Origin of the sequence: Intrasporangium sp., from assembly GCF_035280925.1 — a bacterium.
Classification (GTDB): domain Bacteria; phylum Actinomycetota; class Actinomycetes; order Actinomycetales; family Dermatophilaceae; genus Intrasporangium.
Map to the genome: position 1 here is coordinate 1 of NZ_DATEEY010000111.1, position 3152 is coordinate 3152.

3 protein-coding genes and 1 pseudogene are annotated in these 3152 nt (G+C 70.2%); 3 read left to right on the forward strand and 1 reads right to left on the reverse strand.

All coding sequences use genetic code 11. The annotated features are described in order from the left end of the window. The 3 genes and pseudogenes from VJN29_RS10820 to VJN29_RS10830 all read left to right on the forward strand — a co-directional run. A pseudogene (locus VJN29_RS10820) lies at window positions 1–204 on the forward strand (cellobiose phosphorylase); the annotation flags it as partial. A 28-nt stretch (window positions 205–232) separates the two neighbouring features. Continuing rightward, window positions 233–2110 carry a glycoside hydrolase family 3 protein gene (locus VJN29_RS10825; protein ID WP_324143640.1) on the forward strand — a complete coding sequence of 626 codons (1878 nt, stop codon included), beginning with the start codon at window positions 233–235 and terminating at the stop codon, window positions 2108–2110. A 58-nt stretch (window positions 2111–2168) separates the two neighbouring features. Next, window positions 2169–2846, forward strand: coding sequence for an alpha/beta hydrolase (locus VJN29_RS10830; protein ID WP_324143641.1), 678 nt, complete (start codon window positions 2169–2171; stop codon window positions 2844–2846). Here VJN29_RS10830 and VJN29_RS10835 read toward each other — a convergent pair. Then, window positions 2828–3152: metalloregulator ArsR/SmtB family transcription factor (locus tag VJN29_RS10835; RefSeq protein ID WP_324143642.1), on the reverse strand; the 325-nt coding region annotated here is incomplete at its 5' end. The two genes, VJN29_RS10830 and VJN29_RS10835, sit on opposite strands and share 19 nt — an antisense overlap.

Consider the following 3152-nt stretch of genomic DNA (forward strand, 5'->3'; position numbering starts at 1 on the left):
GCGGGCGGCTTCTTCGACGCGATCGCCGTGGGATCGGGAACGGTGGCGCGACGGTACCTCTCCCTCGACCAGGCGATGATCATGGGGGCGGTCGGCAACGTCCTGGCCAACAACGTCATTCGCCGCTACTTCTCCACGCCGGCGGTCGAACAGGTGCTGCGGCCGGTGATCGGGATCGAGGAGTTCGGCGCGAGCCCGGTCTGATCGACCCCGATCGAGCAAGGAGGTGCTCATGCAGCCGGAGCGGCTGGTGTCCGAGGACGGGGTCGAGTTCCGGGACCTCAACGGCAACGGAGAGCTTGACCCGTACGAGGATCAACGGCTGACGGTCGAGGAGCGGGTCGCGGACCTCATCGGGCGCCTGTCGCTCGAGGAGAAGGTCGGGCTGATGTTCCAGACCGTCATCGAGGCGGGCGAGGACGGCTCGGTGCTCGAAATGCCAGGCAAGATCAGCAAGTCGCCGACGAGCATCGTCTGCCTCGACAAGTACCTGAACCACTTCAACGTCCATGCGCTCGAGGACGCCCGGATGGCGGCCCGCTGGTACAACAGCCTCCAGGCGGTCGCGGAGCAGACGCCGCACGGGATCCCGGTCACGATCTCCACCGACCCGCGGCATGCCTTCATCGAGAACGCCGGCGTCAGCTTCACCGCCAAGGCGTTCTCGCAGTGGCCGGAGCCACTGGGGCTGGCGGCGCTGCGGGACGTGGAGGTCGTGCGGCGCTTCGCGGACACAGCGCGTCAGGAGTACGTCGCCGTGGGGATCCGCGCGGCGCTGCATCCGACGCTCGACCTCGCGACGGAGCCGCGCTGGGCCCGGCAGGCAGGCACGTTCGGATCGGATCCGGACCTCGTGAGCGAGCTCGGAGTCGCCTATCTGCGCGGGTTCCAGGGCGAGGCACTCGGCCCCGACAGCGTCGCATGCACGAGCAAGCACTTCCCCGGTGGCGGTCCCCAGAAGGACGGCGAGGACGCGCATTTTCCTTATGGCCGCGAGCAGGTCTACACCGGAGGGCGGTTCGCGGACCACCTCAAGCCCTTCCCCGAGATCATCGAGGCCGGAACCGCGGCGATCATGCCCTACTACGGCATGCCGGTCGGGCTGGTGGTCGACGGCGAGGCGATCGAACAGGTCGGCTTCGCCTACAGCAAGCAGATCACCACGGGGCTGCTCCGCGAGCGGCTCGGCTTCGACGGCGTCGTCGTGTCGGACTGGGAGCTCATCATGGACAACCACGTGGGCGACCAGGTCCTGCCCGCGCGGGCGTGGGGCGTCGAGCACCTCGACGCCCATGGCCGCATGGAGCGTCTCCTCGATGCCGGTGTCGACCAGTTCGGCGGGGAGGAGTGTGTCGAGGTGCTGCTCGATCTCTTTGCCCAGGGTCGGGTCTCCGCATCGCGCATCGATGAGTCGGTCCGTCGCCTGCTGGCGACCAAGTTCCGGCTCGGGCTCTTCGACAACCCCTTCGTTGACGAGGATGCCGCGGCGCAGACCGTGGGCCGCCAGGACTTCCGAGCGGCCGGTCACGAGGCGCAGGCCCGGTCGGTCACGGTCCTGCAGAACGGGCGACCCGAGGGAGGTGGTGGCCCTGACCGGGCGGACGAGGCCCTGCGCCTCCCGATCGCTGCCGGACGCAGGGTGTACGTGGAGAACGTCTCGACCGAGGCGGCGGCCCGCCTGGGCACGGTCGTCGAGCGGCCCGATGAGGCCGAGCTGGCGGTCGTGCGGCTCATGGCGCCCTTCGACGCGCGCTCCGACCTGTTCCTCGAGTCGTGGTTCCACCAGGGTTCCCTCGACTTCCCGCCGGGTCTCGTCGTCCGGATGCAGCGGATCGCCGACCACTGCCCGCTCGTGCTGGACGTCGTGCTGGACCGCCCCGCCGTGCTGACTCCGCTCCTGCCGATCGCGTCCGTCATCGTGGGCACCTACGGATCCAGCGACGAGGCACTCGTTGACGCGATCACCGGCGCCATCCCGCCCGAGGGGCGCCTGCCGTTCGACCTCCCGCGGTCGATGGAGCAGGTGCGCCAGCACGCGGAGGACGTGCCCGGCTTCGACGACCCGCTCTTCGACTACGGACACGGGCTGACCGTCGAACCCCTCGGCTGACGGCCAGCCCGTCGATATGCCCTCGCGGCTGGGTCACGACCCGCCTAGCATGTTGACAGTGACCACATTTGTTCTCGTGCCGGGTGCCGGCGGTGCAGCCTGGTACTGGCACCGCGTCGTCCCCCTCCTCACTGCGGCCGGCCACGAGGCCGTTGCCCTCGACCTGCCGGCTGACGACCCGGCGAGCGGCCTGCCCGAGTATGCGCGTGCCGTGTCCCTTGCCGTCGGATCACGGCCCGACGTCGTCATCGTGGCCCAGTCCCTCGGCGGGTTCTCCGCAACCCAGGCGGCGGCGTCGGGCGAGCACACTGGTCTGCGCGGGCTGGTCTTCGTCAACGCGATGATCCCCGAGCCGGGTGAGACCGCCGGCGACTGGTGGGACCACGTCGACCACGAGGCGGCCGTGCGGTCGGCCGCCGAGGCCGGCGGCTGGCCAGTGGATCTTGACCCGGACGCCCATTTCCTCCATGACGTCCCACCCGAGGTCCTCGCATCGGGGGCCGACCACCAACGGGATGAGGTCGACGCAGTCTTCGCCGCACCGTGCGCCTTCACGGAGTGGCCCCCGATCACCATCCGTGTCGTCACCGGCCGGGACGACCGTTTCTTCCCGGTGGCGTTCCAGCAGTGCGTCGCGCGCAAGCGACTCGGGATCGAGCCGGACGTCCTCCCCGGCGGTCATCTCATCGCGCTCTCCCGACCGGCCGAGCTGGCCGACTACCTCGTCGCAGTCTGATCGCCCTCGGGGCCCTCCGCAGCCGACTTGAGGGCGGCGAGGCGACGATCCCACGAGGCCGCTGACCGATCGAGCCAGCGGGCTGCGTCCTGCAACGGCTGGGGTTGGACCGTGTAGAGCACCTCGCGGCCCGCCCTCTCGGAGGTGACGAGTCCGGCCTCGGCGAGCAGGCCCAGGTGCTTCGCCACGGCCTGCCGCGAGATCTGCACGTCGCGGGCGACGGCGCTCGCACTCGCCCTGCCGTCCCGGACGAGGACGTCGAGCACGTCCCGTCGGCTGTCGTCCGCCAGGCACGCGAAGACCGCG

Bases quoted from the DNA above. Each gene is read 5' to 3' on its own strand.
- VJN29_RS10825 (WP_324143640.1), top strand. From the start codon at position 233: ATGCAGCCGGAGCGGCTGGTGTCCGAGGACGGGGTCGAGTTCCGGGAC.